Here is a 13,883-nt window from a genome sequence, read left to right as displayed (position 1 = left end):
CGTTTTGTGATATGTTATCCCACTATGGAAAACGATACGAAAACAGTCCGAACCGGACGGGACCACATCGATCCCGCGTCCATCGAAGTTTCTCCCAACGCCAAGCTGATGCTGATTCTGGCCGCTGTGGTCGCCGCGATCTGCGGTGGTCTCTATGGCTATGACACGGGCATCATCTCCGGCACGCTGCCGCTAATCGGGGATGATTTCCGCTTGGGTGCCACCATGAAGGAGTGGGTTGCATCCGCCATTCTGCTCGGTGCCATCTTTGGCGCATTTGCGGCCGGAGGGCTTTCGGAGAAATTCGGACGCCGGAATACCACCTGCATGGTGAGTGGTCTTTTCGTGATGGGTGCCACGGCCTGTTCGCTGGCGCCGGATGTGTGGAGCCTGATCGGCGCGCGCTTCGTGCTGGGGCTGGCGGTTGGCGGTTCGACGCAGGTCGTGCCGATGTATATTTCCGAATTGGCGCCACAGGAGCGCCGTGGCACGCTGGTTACGATGTTCAACGTGGCCATCGGTCTGGGCATTCTGATCGCCAATATCATCGGCTTTACGGAGCGGGTGAACTGGGGCTGGCGGCCGATGGTCGGTGTTGCGGCCATTCCGGCGGCCATCGTGTTCATCTCGATGTTCTTCATGCCCAAAAGCCCGCGCTGGGCGGCTGAGAACGAGGGCATGAAGAGTGCCATCATCCAGCTTGGCCGGATCCGCACGACCAAGCGGGCCATCCGCCGCGAGGTGCAGACCATCCGCGAGAACGCGGAAGGGATCGATCCGAAGAACCGTGGCTGGCGCGGCCTGTTCCAGCCCTGGGTGCGCCCTGCACTTGTGGCCGCTCTTGGCGTTGCGTTCTTTACGCAGTGCGGCGGTCTGGAAATGATGATCTACTATACGCCGACCTTCCTGAATGATGCGGGTTTCGGCACATCCTCGGCCCTTCTGGCGTCGCTGGGTGTGGCGGTGATCTACTGCATCATGACGTTCCTGGGCTGCATGTTCGTGGATCGGATCGGCCGTCGTCGCCTGATGCTCATCATGGGGCCGGGAGCGGCTCTGTCGCTGGTCGGGCTTGGGGTGATGTTCCTGAGCCATCCGGCTCCGGGCAGCGTGGGTGCCTACATGATCGTCGTGTTCCTGCTGCTGTTCATGATGTTCAATTCCGGCGGCATCCAGGTCTGTGGCTGGCTGCTGGGGGCTGAGATGTTCCCGCTGTCGATGCGCGGACAGGCGACGTCTCTGCATGCCGCGACGCTGTGGGGGGCCGATCTTCTGGTGACCAGCACGGCGCTGAGCATGGCCGAAGCCATCGGGCTGAGCTGGACGATGTGGTTCTATGCTTTTGTGAACCTGGCATCCGTGATCTTCGTGTTCTTCTTCGTGCCGGAAACGGCTGGTGCGTCGCTTGAGGACATTGAAGAGGCTCTCCTTGAGAAGCGCTTCCGTCCGACGCCGGGGAATACCCGGATTGTGCAGAGCGATGACGGGGACGCCGAAGCCGCTGCATGATAGCTTTCCCCTTCATACAGAAGGGGAACTGACCATGACGGATGTTATCGCACAGAGGGTTGCTGCCGCACGATGTGGCAGCAACCCTTCTGTTATCGGGCGTATGAAATCGGGCTGGCTGGTGATCGGTCAGACCCAGCCTCTGCCGGGCTATTGCCAGCTTCTGGCTGATCCGGTCGTGCCCACGATCAATGATCTCAAGGGTGAGGCGCGGGCGCAGTATCTGGCGGATATGGCGGCGGTCGGGGATGCGTTGCTGGCCGTCACCGACGCGGTGCGGATCAATTACGAGACCTGGTGCAATCTGGCGCCATCCCTGCACACTCACATTGTCCCGCGCTATGCCTCTGAAGATCCGGAAAAAGCCACGCGCCCGGCGGGGACGGTCTATGACTACGACGCAGCGCGGCCGTTCAGTCTGGAGCAGGACGGCTCGTTCATGGAGGCCATGCGGCGTTATCTGGATCTAGCGTGAGAGTAGGTACCAGATCCGGAAGACGGTGGTTTCGGAGAACCGCTGTCGCCGGAGGGACGGATATCTGAAAAGCGTGCGCAGTCGGGCGCGGAATGTGCGGGCGGCGGCGATGTCCGTCAGCAGGCGCCGGGCCGGAGCGGACAGGTTTTCCGGACGGTCCAGCAGATGCGTCACGTTGGAGTGGAAGATCGTCATGAAGACCTTCGGTCCACGACGGCAGGCGGCCCAGGCGCGTCTGATGAAGGAACCGGTTGCACCAACGGTGTTGTGGGCGTGCTGCCGGTAGTAGCTGACGCAGCGGTTGTCGAAAATGACCTCTCCGCCGGCTGCGGCCGTCAGGAGATAGGCCCACCAGTCATGCAGGACCGAAGGCGGGGGTGGCGTGTTCCGCATCAGGCTGTGGGTTGCGGCGTTCAGCAGGATGGTGTGGCCGGTTGCGATGTTTTGCGTCAGGGAAGCCGGGAAATCAGGTCTGCGACGCAGGGGAGCGGATTCCTGGAAAATGACGAGATCCGCGTCTGTCAGATACTGGCGGGCGCAATAGAGGGTCGGCTTTTCGGCCGCGCGACGGCTGACGGCATCAAGGGCCCATTCCAGCTTCTGCGGTTCCCAGATGTCGTCCTGATCGGCGAAGGCGACATAGGGCGTGTCGGGGATGGCGTCGAGCAGATGCGCGTAAGATCCTGCGACGCCCAGGCGGCCGTTGCGGGTCGTGATTTCGACGCAGCGGCCCTGTCCGGGGCCTTCGGCAAAGGCACGCATCCGTTCGCGCGAGAGATCGGTTGAGGCGTCATCGCGCCAGTAAAGCGTCCAGTCAGGATGGGTCTGGGCCAGGATGCTGGCAAGCTGGGCGTCCAGATAGGTTTCGCCATTGTAGAGCGACAGGAGAATGGCGACCTGACGGGAAGATTCGGCCCTTTTCTGTGTCATGTTTCGGCACCTGGGCATGAGGCCGAAAGAAAGGAAAAGGGAATCATTCGGACGCAACGGCAGAGAGTGTGATGGTCGGTTGCCCTCCCGCCGGGAGAGGGCAACAGGCAGTCAGGCTTCAGGAGAAAACAGCTTGTGGACGATATGCGTCACGCTGTGGCGCCAGTCCGGCATTTTTACGCCGAAGACGCGATGGAGTTTCGAATTGTCCATCCGGGAGTCCTGCGGACGCTTGGCTGGCGTGGGCCAGTCTTCGGTGCGGATGGCGTTGACCTGCGGCATGGTCTGGCCATGCTTTGCGGCCTCTTCCAGCGCGGCGACGGCCAGGCCGTGCCATGTGGTTTCACCGGTTCCGCTGGCGTGGAAAATGCCGCAGTATTCCGGTTTCCAGCCATCGCGTTCGATCAGGGCGATGATGGCGAGAATGGCTTCGGCCAGATCGTCCGAACTGGTCGGATTGCCCTTCTGGTCCCCGACGACCTTGAGCACGGGGTTTTTCGCGCCCGCATTGATCATGGTGCGCACGAAGTTCTTGCCATGAGCGGAATAGACCCAGGCAGTGCGCAGGATGATGCTCTTGATGTTGGCGGTCAGGACGGACTGCTCACCTTCGGCCTTGGTGCTGCCATAGACCGTCTCGGGAGAGGTGGCATCGTCTTCGGTGTAGGGCGTGCCCTTGTCACCGGAGAAGACGTAGTCCGTCGAGACATGGATGAACGGGATATCCGCCTTGGCGCAGGCTGCGGCCAATGCGGCCGGGCCGGAATTGTTGGCGCGTTCGGCGCCGTCCTTTTCCGTCTCGGCCAGATCGACGGCCGTCCAGGCGGCTGCGTTCACGACCACGGAAGGTTTATACTTCTCGACCGTGGCGGCAATGGTTTCCGGGCGGTCGAAATCGAATTCCGGACGGCCGACGCGGATGATGCGTTCGTCGCCGAGATTCTGAAGGGACGTCGCAAGCTGGCCGTTGCCGCCCGTGACGAGAATGGGACCTGTGCTGGACATCGTCATGCTCACTTTTCGTACGAGAACCAGCCCTTGGCTTCGGTAAAATGCGGTGCGACCTTGTCCTTGTCGGACAGGATGGCGTCAGCTTCGGAAACGGGCCAGTCGATCTTCAGTTCCGGGCAGTTCCAGATGACGGCGCGTTCGGAGACCTTGCTGTAGAGCGAGGTGCATTTGTACTGCACCTCGGTGTTCTCTTCGAGCGTGACAAAGCCGTGCAGGAAGCCGGGCGGAATCCAGAGCTGGGACCAGTTTTCGGCGGAGAGTTCCGCTGCGCACCATTTGCCATAGGTCGGCGAGCCCGTGCGTGCGTCGACGGCCACATCCCAGATGGCGCCGCGTGTGACGCGGACAAGCTTGCCCTGTTCGTAAGGCGCAAGCTGGCAGTGCAGGCCACGGACGACGCCCTTCTGGCGTGAAAGGCTCTGGTTGTCCTGAACGAAGGGCAGGTCGATGCCGGCTTCGCCCATGCGCTCTACATTGTAGGTTTCGGAGAAGAAGCCGCGATTGTCACCAAAACGGGGAGGCGTGACGAGAATGACCTCTGGAATGGAAAGACGTTCGACTTTCATGCTCTGAAAATCCCTGTTTTGCAGATGGGGTCGTGAAAATTGGTCACGAAAAAACGGCTCCGGCTGCAAAAAGATGCAGGAAGCCGGAACCGTATGAAGAAATCAGCTGTCGGCCAGTTCCCGCAGCAGGCGACCGAGTTCGGTCTTGCCCATTTCCTTCGCGTGTTCGCGAAGCTGGTCGGCGGTGATGAACTTGTTGCGGAATGCCACTTCGGCCGGAGAGCCCACCAGCATGCCCTGACGGGACTGGATGGTCTGCACGAAGGTTCCGGCCTGCATCAGGCTGTCGGGCATGCCAGCGTCGAGCCAGGCGCAGCCACGGCCCAGACGATCCACCTGAAGGGTGCCTTCTTCGAGATACATGCGGTTGAGGTCGGTGATTTCCAGCTCGCCGCGGGCGCTGGGCTTCACTTTCTTGGCGAAGTCCACGACGCGGTTGTCGTAGAAATACAGACCCGTGATGGCCCAGTGGGATTCCGGATGGGTCGGCTTTTCCTCGACCTTCAGGGCCCGGCCGCTCTCGTCGAAGGAGACCACGCCGTAACGTTCGGGATCGCGGACCTGATAGGCGAAGACCGTGGCACCCTGCGGACGGTTCGACGCGGCACGCAGAAGAACGCCCAGGTGTTCGGAGAAGATCAGGTTGTCGCCCAGTGCCAGGGCACAGGGAGCGCCCTGGATCCAGTCTTCGGCGATCAGGAACGCCTGTGCCAGACCGTCCGGCGACGGCTGAACACGGTATTCGAAAGTGACGCCGAACTGCGAGCCATCGCCCAGCAGGCGCTGGAACTGAGGCATGTCATGCGGGGTCGTGATGATCATGATGTCCCGGATTCCCGCCAGCATCAGCGTGGAAAGCGGATAGTAGATCATCGGCTTGTCATAGACGGGCAGGAGCTGCTTGGAGGCTGCCATCGTCATCGGATACAGGCGTGTGCCCGAACCGCCGGCGAGAATGATGCCCTTCATGGGCTTTGTCTCGATGGTGCTCACGTGTTTGCTCCCAGTCTCTGGCCGGTGTAGCGCTTGGAGCGGATTCCTTCCCACCAGGCGCGGTTATCGAGATACCACTGAACGGTCTTGCGGATGCCGCTTTCGAAATCGTGCTTCGCTTTCCAGTCGAGTTCCTTCTCGGCGTGGGACGGGTCGATCTCGTAGCGGAAGTCATGGCCGGGGCGGTCCGTCACGAAGCGGATCAGACGCTCGCGCGGGCCAGCCGGATCGGGCTGAAGCTCGTCGAGGACGGCGCAGATCTTCTTGACGACTTCGAGATTGGTGCGGGGCTGACGGGCACCGATGGCGTAGGTTTCGCCCGGCTTGCCGATTTCGACGGCCTTGACCAGTGCTTCGGCATGGTCTTCGACGAACAGCCAGTCGCGGACATTCTCGCCCTTGCCGTAAACCGGAAGCTCGCGGCCTTCGATGGCGTTGATCGTGACCAGCGGGATCAGCTTCTCGGGGAAGTGCCAGATGCCGTAATTGTTGGTGGTGTTCGTCACGAAGGTCGGCAGGCCGTAGGTGTGGAACCAGGCGCGGACCAGATGGTCGGACGAGGCCTTGGAGGCCGAATACGGGCTGCGCGGATCGTAAGGTGTGGTTTCCGTGAACGGCGGGTCGTTCGGCTCCAGATGGCCGAACACTTCGTCCGTGGAAATGTGATGGAAGCGAAAGGCCTTCTTTTCGGCCTCTCCCAGCGTGTTCCAGTATTTCCGCGCGGCTTCGAGCAGGGAATACGTGCCGACGACGTTCGTCTGGATGAAAACGCCGGGACCATCGATCGAGCGGTCCACATGGCTTTCCGCTGCGAGATGCATGACGGCGTCCGGGCGGTATTCCTCGAACAGGCGCTGCATTTCCACGCCGTTCACGATGTTCGCGCGGGCATGGGAATACCGGGGATCGTCTGCGACTTCGCTGACCGTGTCTTCCGACGCTGCATAAGTCATGCAGTCAACGTTCAGAACCGAATGTTCGGTGTTCCGGATCAGATGGCGTACAACGGCCGATCCTATGAAACCACAGCCGCCTGTCAGCAGAATCCGCATTTGAACCTCATGATATTGGATCAGGGTCTGAAACCCCGACAGAATAACTTTTATCTTACAGCGTTGTTGAAACAGCGCAAATAACGCCGGTACGTTTCTTTACACGCCGGACAGGTGACATTGGGAAATGCTTTCACCTCTCGCGCTGTCCGGGCTGATGGGCTAATCCCACAGTCGTGCGGAGGCAGGAGAGGCAGATATGCTGGCTGATACTTTGACACGCTCCCTGACGGATGTTCTGGAGCGGCCCGATCTTCGGGTGATTGCGGATGGGCTGGTTCCCGTTCTGGATGTGTCACTGTCGCTCCCATTCCGGATCGTGGGAACGCTGGAACCGGGGAAGCCTTTCTGTCTGCAGACGGCCACGCTTACTTTAGGTGGTCCGTGTCTTGAAGCGCCGCGTCTTGCGCCAACATTTCTGCGTCATGCTATCGAACTGATGAGGTTGCTGGAGCCGGGTGCCAATCCCTATCTGGCCAGCTTTGCCGCAGCGCGTGTGGCGGCGCTGTTTCATGCGCTCGATACAGGTGAGGTTACGCCGCTTCCGGCCTGGCTTGCGGTTTTCAGCGATGATGTGCCGGATGCACCGGCTCTTATGCAGAGCTGGGAGACGCTGAGCGCGTTCCTGCCGGATCTGCCTGTTTTCACGCAGCATGAAGCCGAACGTCTGCAGAAGGTTCTGACCCGTCTGTGGCCTGTTCTCGCGCCGGCCGAGAGCCTGATGAGCGGTGGCGGGGATTCCCGACTAGCGGTTGATCCGCATACGGGGCTGAACCGGTATTCAAGTTCTCATCGTCCGCGCCCCTGGGCGATCACTTTTGGGTCATCGACGGCGTCTTCGCTGTCTGAACGCGGATTTGGTGGTGCGGAAGCCGCCCGGCGCGGCATGATGAGTGCGCTTCTGGCCAAGCAGGACCCGGATCTGGTGCAGGAAGGCGTCGTGCGCCGGGCCCGCGAAGCGATCGGCGCGCATTTCGGTCTGCCGGAAGATGCTGTTCTGTTGTCGGCGTCCGGGACGGACTGTGAACTGGCGGTTCTGGCGCTTGTGGCGGCCGGAACGGATCGACCGGTCACATCCATTCTCTTGGCCCCTGATGAAACAGGCAGCGGGGTTCCACTTGCGGCCTGTGGGCGGCATTTCGCGACGGACAGCGCCTGTGCCACGCTGGTGGGTAAGGGGGAGGTGATCGAAGGCTTCTCGCCCGAGACGCGGCTGATCGGTGTGGATATCCGTGCGGCCGACGGAACGGCGCGGCCGGTGGCCGAGATCAATACACAATGTGCAGACCTTGTGCGGCGGGAAGTGGCGGAGGGGCGGCATGTGCTGCTGCATCGGCTGGACCAGTCGAAGACGGGGCTTGCGGCACCGGACATGGATCTTGTCTGGAAATTGTGTACGGAGCTGGGCGATCAGCTCAGTGTTGTAGTTGATGTCTGTCAGGCGCGGCTGAGCCCGTCGCGTGTGGCGGAATGGGTGGAGCGGGGGATCATTGTCATGATTACCGGCTCCAAGTTCTTTACCGGCCCACCTTTCTGCGGGGCAATTCTCCTTCCTCCCGCAATCCGCAGTCGTCTGCCGTCCCTGCCGCTTCCCAAAGGGCTGCGGGCTTATGGCAACCGGGATGAGTGGCCGGAGGGCGCGGATGCTTCGGCTCTTAATAACGGTCACAATATCGGACTGGCGCTGCGCTGGTATGCGGCTCTGGCGGAAATGGATGCACTGTTTGCGCTGCCCGATCCTGTCATTCGTGGACGTCTGACCCGGTTCATGACGGAGGCCGTGGCTATGGTTAATGCCCGTCCGGTTCTCACCATGCTGCCCATGGGGACGCCTTTTGATGACGGTCGCTGGGATGCGGTGCCGACCATCCTGTCCTTCCTAGTTGAAGATCCGCATGCTTCCGGCCGTCCGCTGGCATTGGAAGATGCCCGGCGTCTGCATCGCTGGCTGAACGCGGATCTGTCGCCCTGGGTGACGGAAGGCGAGGGCAGCCTGCTCTGTGTGCTGGGGCAGCCGGTGCCGGTGCCTCATCCGCTGGTGAACGGACCGGCGGGCGCGCTGCGTCTGTGCGCGGGTGCGCGTCTTGTGTCTGGTGAGCCGTCACATGAGGGACTGGACGAGGAGCGCCGCTTGCAGCGCGAATGCATGGATGCGCGCCGGGTGCTTGGAAAACTGGAGCTGATCCTGAAACACTGGGATGTTCTGCTGGACGCGAACCCTGTCCCCCGTTACGCCCCATTAGCATGACCCAGACAGATAAAGCGGTCCCGCACGGGCATTTTCTCGATACGCCGGAACTGCCGAAGGGCGTTACCCGGTTCTGGCTGATCCGTCATGCGGTTGTGGAAGCCAGTGCGCGCAAGACGATGTATGGCGCGCTCGATGTGCCGCTGTGCCGTGAGGCGATGGCGAGCCAGCAGGGCGGCTATGCCACACTGGCGCGGCGTCTGCCGAAGGATGCGCTGTGGTATAGTTCACCGTTGCAGCGGGCGCAGGATACTGCGGCTGAGATCCGCAAGGCGGGGGCGTTTTCGCAGGATGTGACGATTGATGGCCGCTTCATTGAGCAGTCGATCGGGAGGTGGCATGGCACGCCCCATTCGGAATTCATGTCCCTGCTGCGTCTGCCGCCCAATCCGTTCTGGTCCATTTCCGCCTGTGAGCTTCCGCCGGGCGGGGAGAGCATGCTGGATGTCTGCGCGCGCGTGGGACACGGGCTTGAGGATCTGGCGAATGCGCATGAAGGGCAGGATATGGTTGTCGTCAGCCATGGTGGGGCCATCCGTGCAGCTCTGGCGCATGCGCTGAGTGTGCATCCCGATACGGCGCTGCGCTTTTCGATCCAGAACCTGTCCATCACCATTCTGGAGCGTATCGACTGCCTGTGGCGCGTCGTGACGGTCAACGAACTGCCTGATTTCCGAGGCTGAAAGCCGGGGCAGTCTCTGGATTTCAGGGGCTGCCCGGAAACACGAAAAAAAACCCGTAATGGGCTTTGGCAGATCACTATGAAATTTTTGGGAAACAACCGGAGACGGGCATGGTGGGCACACAAGGGCTCGAACCTTGGACCCGCTGATTAAGAGTCAGCTGCTCTACCAACTGAGCTATGTGCCCATGGCCCGTCTACCGGTGGAGCGGCTTATAGCGGTATTCCGCGCTGAGCTGCAAGGGGTTTTTCATCTTTTCGTGCAGTTTGGTGCTGGAAAAAAGAAAAAACCTTTTATTTCAATATCTTATTTGCGGTTAAGCAGGCGCATGACGCTCTCGAACTGCTCCAGGGAGGTGTAATCGATCTTCAGGGAGCCACCTTTTTTTCCATTGTAGGAAATATGGACTTTCAGTCCGAGGCGGGAGGACAGGTCATTTTCGATCTGCAGGATTTCCGCGTCCCGTGCCTTTTTGGCCGGCGTCAGGGTAGTTTTGCCGCTGGTCAGGGCTTCTGTCTGACGCACGTTGAGGCCACGGGCGATGACGTTTTTTGCGGCGGCGACCGGGTCGGGGTGCGTCAGCAGGGCGCGGGCGTGACCGGCCGTGAGTTCGCCATTGCGGACATGCGCGCGGACTTCCGGCGGCAGGTTGAGCAGGCGCATGGTGTTGGTGATGTGCGGGCGGGACTTGCCCACGGCACCGGCCAGTTCTTCCTGCGTCAGGGTGTAGTCCGTGACCAGGCGTTGCAGGCCCTCGGCTTCCTCGATCGGGTTGAGGTCCGCGCGCTGGAGGTTCTCGACCAGAGCGGCGGCCATGGCGTCCGTGTCGTCCAGTTCGCGGATATGGACGGGGACGCTGTGCAGGCCTGCGAGCTGTGAGGCGCGCCAGCGGCGTTCGCCGGCGATGATCTGGTAATGGCCTGCTTTTTCGGGATCGGGACGGACGAGTAGCGGTTGTAGGACGCCGCGTGAGCGGATGGAATCGGCCAGTTCGGACAGGCGCTCGGGGTTCATGTCCTGTCGCGGCTGGAAGGGGCTCGGCGCCAGAACATCCACCGGCAGGGAGGAATGCTGCTGAGGCTGCGCATTCGCGCGCGTGGCGCGGGCGAGCTGTGGCGCCTGATCACCCAGAAGAGCCGCGAGGCCGCGACCAAGCCGCGGGGAACTGTCCTTTTTGGCCATCGCCGGTTACGCCTTTGCCTTGTTCTTGTTGCGTTTGATCAGTTCGTCCGCCAGCGCCAGATAGGCGATGGCACCCGTGGAGCGGGCGTCATAGTCCAGCACGGGGCTGCCGTGGCTCTGGGCTTCGGAAATGCGGATATTGCGCGGAATGAGCGTTTCGAACACCTGATCGCCGAAGAAGCCGCGTGCGTCCTGCGCTACGAGTTCGGACAGGTTGTTGCGGCGGTCATACATCGTCAGAACGATGCCTTCGAGATGCAGATCGGCGTTGAAGGCGCGGCGCACGCGATCGATGGTGCGGACGAGCTGACTGATGCCTTCGAGCGCGAAGAACTCGCATTGCAGAGGCACGATCACGCTGTCAGAAGCCACCAGCGCATTCAGCGTCAGCAGACCGAGGCTTGGAGGGCAGTCGATCAGGATAGTGTCGTAATCGCCTTCCAGCGCGCGCAGGGCATCTCGCAGACGGTATTCGCGGCGCTCGTCACCGATCATCTCAAGCTCGGCACCGGCCAGTTCGTTATTGGCGGTGATGATCGCCAGATTGTCGAATTCGGTCGGCTGGGGCAGGGCGTGAGGCTCGGCTTCCACCATCAGCGCGGCATAGGTGCCGGTGTTGCGCTGGTCGTAGTCGATGCCCAGGCCGGTGGAGGCGTTGCCCTGCGGATCCAGATCCACGAGCAGGACGCGCTGTCCCTGACGGGCCAGACCCGCGGCCAGATTGATGGTGGTGGTGGTCTTGCCGACGCCTCCCTTCTGGTTGGTGACGGCAATGATCCGGGTGGTGGGAGATTCGGTTTTAGACGACACGCTTGAAATCACTGACTTTGATGATGGCTCCGCCGGGGTCGGTGCGGCTGGGAATAATCGTGTGGCTCATGTGCCAGTCGGCGCTTGCCTCGGTCAACTCGGCCTGCGCCTTCTGACCCTTCAGGAACAGGCAGAACCCGTCTTCCTTCAGCAATGGCCGTGCCCATTCGAGGAGCCTGTTAAGAGGAGCCAGCGCCCGGGCCGTGATGATGTCGGCCGGAGGGGGGCTGGCGGCTTCGATACGCTTGGCGATGACCGTGACCTTTGCGTCGCAGATGCGTCCTGCTTCCCGCAGGAAGGCGCATTTGCGCTGGTCCGATTCAATCAGGGTGGCGGGGTTTCCGGTTGCGATAGCCAGAATAATGCCTGGAAAACCGCCGCCCGAACCGAGGTCAGTAATGGTTGCGCCTTCGGGGATCAGTTCCGCGAGCTGGAGGCTGTCTTCGATATGACGGGGCCAGAGCTGGGCGATGTCACGTGGACTGACGAGATTGATCTTTGCGTTCCACTGCACGAGCAGGTCGGCAAAGCGCTCCAGCCTCTCATGTGTTTCACGTGAAACGGTGGTCATGACAGGGTCCTTACATGGGCCAGCAGGGCGACCAGCGCGGCGGGTGTGACCCCGCGCACGCGCTGTGCTGCGGCGAAACTGGTCGGGCGGGCCTGGGAAAAGCGCTCGCGCATTTCGCTGCTCAGGCCGCCGATGGCACTGTAATCCAGATTGGCACGAAGGGCGATGGCACTTTCGGACGCGAGCTGTCGAATTTCACGATCCTGTCGGTGAAGATAGCCGCCATAGCGGGCTTCGGTCTCGACATGGCGGCGGACGCGCAGGGGGAGCTCCGCGAACCAGGGGGCCAGCGTGTCCAGTTTCGTATGGTCGCCATTGCTGGCCAGAACGTCGAGAACCGTGCGTCTGCGACCGTCCAGCGAGACTTCGAAACCAACATCGCGCAGGGTCTGCGGCAGGAAGGTCGTCTCGGCCGCGCGGGTCATGGCGGCGTCGAGTTCGGCTTTCTGGGCCGTGAAGGCTGCTGTGCGTTCGGACAGGACGCAGCCCGCGGCGATGCCCTTTGGCGTCAGGCGCAGGTCGGCGTTGTCGGCGCGCAGGGTCAGGCGATATTCGGCGCGCGAGGTGAACATGCGATAGGGTTCGCTGATGCCGTGCAGGGTCAGGTCGTCGATCATGACGCCGAGATAGGCGTCGCTCCGGTCCAGCGTGAGGGCTTCGTTTCCAGCGGTGGCGCGGGCGGCGTTCAGGCCCGCGAGGAGGCCCTGTGCTCCGGCTTCCTCGTAGCCGGTCGTGCCGTTGATCTGCCCGGCCAGATACAGGTCCGGCAGATGGCGCAGTTGCAGGGAGGGCAGAAGTTCGCGCGGGTCTACATAATCATATTCGACGGCATAGCCTGCCGTGACGATACGCGCCTTTTCCAGACCGGGCATGGTGGCGATCATCGCGGCCTGTACGTCAGCGGGCAGGCTGGTGCTGATGCCATTGGGATAGACCAGATCGCCGCCCGGATTTCCTGGTAGGGCTTCAGGTTCCAGAAAGACCTGATGCGATGTGCGCTCGGCAAAGCGGACGACCTTGTCCTCGATGGACGGGCAGTAGCGCGGGCCACGACCGGCGATGGCGCCCCCATACATGGCCGAGCGGTGCAGGTTCTCGTTGATGATCCTGTGGGTTTCGGCGGTCGTATGGCTGATGCGGCAGACGACCTGCGGATTGGTGATGGCCGTCGTCATGGGGCTGAAGGCCTCGGGCTCTGCATCGCCGGGATCGGCCGGGAGGTTCTCCCAGTCGATGCTGTCTTTGGCCAGACGCGGTGGGGTGCCGGTCTTGAGACGGCCCATCTGAAGGCCCAGCGCATAGAGCCGTTCGCCCAGACGTTTTGCTGGGGCTTCGCCGATACGGCCGGCTTCCGTCTGGGTGTGGCCGACATGGATGACGCCGCGCAGGAAGGTTCCGGTGGTCAGCACAACGGCGCCGCAGCGGAACTCGCGACCGTCTTCGCAGATGACGCCGGTGATGTGGCCGTTCTCTTCGATCAGGTCGCCAGCGGCGCCTTCGAGGATTGTCAGGTTCGGCGTTGCGGCGAGAAGATCCTGAATGGCGGCGCGATAGAGCGAACGGTCCGCCTGCGCGCGCGGGCCGTGGACGGCAGGGCCCTTGGAGCGGTTGAGCAGTTTGAAATGGATGCCCGCGCGATCTGCGGCTTTGCCCATCAGGCCGTCGAGCGCGTCAATTTCGCGCACGAGATGGCCCTTGCCGATCCCGCCGATGGCCGGGTTGCAGGACATGGCACCAATCGTTTCAAGCCGATGGGTCAGCAGCAGGGTGCGCGCGCCGAAGCGGGCCGATGCCGCTGCGGCTTCACATCCGGCATGACCGCCGCCGATCACGATGACATCGAAATCGCTCAA

At 61.9% G+C, this 13,883-nt stretch carries 13 protein-coding genes and 1 tRNA gene; 4 read left to right on the top strand and 10 right to left on the bottom strand.

Annotated elements, in window-relative coordinates; genetic code table 11:
• The first annotated feature begins 24 nt into the window (after positions 1 to 24).
• Together KP701_RS06225 and KP701_RS06220 are read left to right on the top strand one after the other, a co-directional pair.
• Positions 25 to 1,509, top strand: coding sequence for a sugar porter family MFS transporter (locus tag KP701_RS06225; protein WP_215746368.1), 1,485 nt, complete (start codon positions 25 to 27; stop codon positions 1,507 to 1,509).
• Between the two features lie 34 nt (positions 1,510 to 1,543).
• Positions 1,544 to 1,984, top strand: a complete 441-nt coding sequence (locus KP701_RS06220; protein ID WP_215746367.1) for an HIT family protein — start codon at positions 1,544 to 1,546, stop codon at positions 1,982 to 1,984.
• Here the strand turns inward: KP701_RS06220 and KP701_RS06215 are convergent.
• The 5 genes from KP701_RS06215 to rfbB all read right to left on the bottom strand — a co-directional run bounded on the left by KP701_RS06215 (position 1,976) and on the right by rfbB (position 6,536).
• Entirely contained in the window at positions 1,976 to 2,914 is a 939-nt protein-coding gene (locus tag KP701_RS06215) for a glycosyltransferase family 2 protein (RefSeq protein ID WP_215746366.1), read from the bottom strand. The two genes, KP701_RS06220 and KP701_RS06215, sit on opposite strands and share 9 nt — an antisense overlap.
• A gap of 111 nt (positions 2,915 to 3,025) precedes the next feature.
• The gene (gene rfbD, locus KP701_RS06210) at positions 3,026 to 3,919 is read right to left on the bottom strand and encodes a dTDP-4-dehydrorhamnose reductase (protein ID WP_215746445.1); all 894 of its coding nucleotides are present in this window, start codon (positions 3,917 to 3,919) and stop codon (positions 3,026 to 3,028) included.
• An 8-nt stretch (positions 3,920 to 3,927) separates the two neighbouring features.
• Positions 3,928 to 4,491 carry a dTDP-4-dehydrorhamnose 3,5-epimerase gene (rfbC, locus tag KP701_RS06205; protein ID WP_215746365.1) on the bottom strand — a complete coding sequence of 188 codons (564 nt, stop codon included), beginning with the start codon at positions 4,489 to 4,491 and terminating at the stop codon, positions 3,928 to 3,930.
• A gap of 102 nt (positions 4,492 to 4,593) precedes the next feature.
• Entirely contained in the window at positions 4,594 to 5,460 is an 867-nt protein-coding gene (rfbA, locus tag KP701_RS06200; protein ID WP_194264946.1) for a glucose-1-phosphate thymidylyltransferase RfbA, read from the bottom strand.
• Between the two features lie 20 nt (positions 5,461 to 5,480).
• Positions 5,481 to 6,536, bottom strand: a complete 1,056-nt coding sequence (rfbB, locus tag KP701_RS06195; RefSeq protein WP_215746364.1) for a dTDP-glucose 4,6-dehydratase — start codon at positions 6,534 to 6,536, stop codon at positions 5,481 to 5,483.
• A gap of 199 nt (positions 6,537 to 6,735) precedes the next feature.
• Between rfbB and KP701_RS06190 the strand changes: the two genes are divergently transcribed.
• Entirely contained in the window at positions 6,736 to 8,784 is a 2,049-nt protein-coding gene (locus KP701_RS06190; protein ID WP_215746363.1) for a hypothetical protein, read from the top strand.
• Entirely contained in the window at positions 8,781 to 9,467 is a 687-nt protein-coding gene (locus tag KP701_RS06185; protein ID WP_215746362.1) for a histidine phosphatase family protein, read from the top strand. The genes KP701_RS06190 and KP701_RS06185 overlap by 4 nt, the downstream gene beginning before the upstream one ends.
• 111 nt (positions 9,468 to 9,578) lie before the next feature.
• Here the strand turns inward: KP701_RS06185 and KP701_RS06180 are convergent.
• The 5 genes from KP701_RS06180 to mnmG form a co-directional block, all read right to left on the bottom strand.
• Positions 9,579 to 9,654 (bottom strand) — tRNA-Lys (locus KP701_RS06180).
• Positions 9,655 to 9,773: 119 nt separating this feature from the next.
• Positions 9,774 to 10,649: a ParB/RepB/Spo0J family partition protein gene (locus KP701_RS06175; protein WP_215746361.1), complete on the bottom strand. Its 876-nt coding sequence runs from the start codon at positions 10,647 to 10,649 to the stop codon at positions 9,774 to 9,776.
• Between the two features lie 6 nt (positions 10,650 to 10,655).
• Positions 10,656 to 11,459 (bottom strand): ParA family protein, encoded by an 804-nt coding sequence (locus tag KP701_RS06170; RefSeq protein ID WP_062510748.1) that lies wholly within the window; start codon positions 11,457 to 11,459, stop codon positions 10,656 to 10,658.
• Complete coding sequence (gene rsmG, locus KP701_RS06165; RefSeq protein ID WP_215746360.1) at positions 11,449 to 12,030, bottom strand: 16S rRNA (guanine(527)-N(7))-methyltransferase RsmG; 582 nt, start codon at positions 12,028 to 12,030, stop codon at positions 11,449 to 11,451. Before rsmG ends, KP701_RS06170 begins: the two co-directional genes overlap by 11 nt.
• Positions 12,027 to 13,883 carry a tRNA uridine-5-carboxymethylaminomethyl(34) synthesis enzyme MnmG gene (gene mnmG / locus KP701_RS06160; protein ID WP_215746359.1) on the bottom strand — a complete coding sequence of 619 codons (1,857 nt, stop codon included), beginning with the start codon at positions 13,881 to 13,883 and terminating at the stop codon, positions 12,027 to 12,029. Before mnmG ends, rsmG begins: the two co-directional genes overlap by 4 nt.

The sequence above is a fragment of the Gluconobacter sp. P1C6_b genome, from assembly GCF_018811945.1.
Taxonomy (GTDB): Bacteria; Pseudomonadota; Alphaproteobacteria; order Acetobacterales; family Acetobacteraceae; genus Gluconobacter.
Note: the sequence above shows the minus strand (reverse complement) of the source record. Positions and strands in the feature narration are given on the sequence as shown.

What these genes read in the sequence shown, in the direction of transcription:
- KP701_RS06190 (WP_215746363.1), top strand. Translation starts at nt 6,736, where the DNA reads ATGCTGGCTGATACTTTGACACGCTCCCTGACGGATGTTCTGGAGCGG.
- KP701_RS06225 (WP_215746368.1), top strand. Translation starts at nt 25, where the DNA reads ATGGAAAACGATACGAAAACAGTCCGAACCGGACGGGACCACATCGAT.
- rfbC (WP_215746365.1), bottom strand. Translation starts at nt 4,491, where the DNA reads ATGAAAGTCGAACGTCTTTCCATTCCAGAGGTCATTCTCGTCACGCCT.
- KP701_RS06220 (WP_215746367.1), top strand. Translation starts at nt 1,544, where the DNA reads ATGACGGATGTTATCGCACAGAGGGTTGCTGCCGCACGATGTGGCAGC.
- rfbB (WP_215746364.1), bottom strand. Translation starts at nt 6,536, where the DNA reads ATGCGGATTCTGCTGACAGGCGGCTGTGGTTTCATAGGATCGGCCGTT.
- rfbA (WP_194264946.1), bottom strand. Translation starts at nt 5,460, where the DNA reads ATGAAGGGCATCATTCTCGCCGGCGGTTCGGGCACACGCCTGTATCCG.
- rsmG (WP_215746360.1), bottom strand. Translation starts at nt 12,030, where the DNA reads ATGACCACCGTTTCACGTGAAACACATGAGAGGCTGGAGCGCTTTGCC.
- KP701_RS06175 (WP_215746361.1), bottom strand. Translation starts at nt 10,649, where the DNA reads ATGGCCAAAAAGGACAGTTCCCCGCGGCTTGGTCGCGGCCTCGCGGCT.
- KP701_RS06185 (WP_215746362.1), top strand. Translation starts at nt 8,781, where the DNA reads ATGACCCAGACAGATAAAGCGGTCCCGCACGGGCATTTTCTCGATACG.
- KP701_RS06215 (WP_215746366.1), bottom strand. Translation starts at nt 2,914, where the DNA reads ATGACACAGAAAAGGGCCGAATCTTCCCGTCAGGTCGCCATTCTCCTG.
- rfbD (WP_215746445.1), bottom strand. Translation starts at nt 3,919, where the DNA reads ATGTCCAGCACAGGTCCCATTCTCGTCACGGGCGGCAACGGCCAGCTT.